1 protein-coding gene is annotated in these 235 nt (G+C 66.4%); it reads right to left on the bottom strand.

Annotated features, from left to right (window positions below):
* A partial coding sequence (locus ACEN88_RS36275; protein WP_413347209.1) for an ATP-binding protein occupies window positions 1-235 on the bottom strand: 235 nt, incomplete at both ends.

Below are 235 nucleotides of genomic sequence, written 5' to 3'. Positions count from 1 at the left end.
CGGCGCCACACTGTCGAGCTGGATCCAGAACACGCTGCCGATCCCGACCGTGCTGGTCACGCCGATGCTGCCGTTCATTAATTCGACCAGGCGCTTCGTGACGACGAGGCCGATGCCCGTTCCCTCCTCGGTGCCCGCTTCCTGTCCCAGGCGATTGAACGGCTGGAACAGCTCCTCCATTTGCGCCGCGCTCAGGCCGGGCCCGGAATCGCGCACGGAAATGCGCACCCGCCGT

Origin of the sequence: Massilia sp. CT11-108, assembly GCF_047302915.1 — a bacterium.
Lineage (GTDB): Bacteria > Pseudomonadota > Gammaproteobacteria > Burkholderiales > Burkholderiaceae_D > Telluria > Telluria orientalis.
Note: the sequence above shows the minus strand (reverse complement) of the source record. Positions and strands in the feature narration are given on the sequence as shown.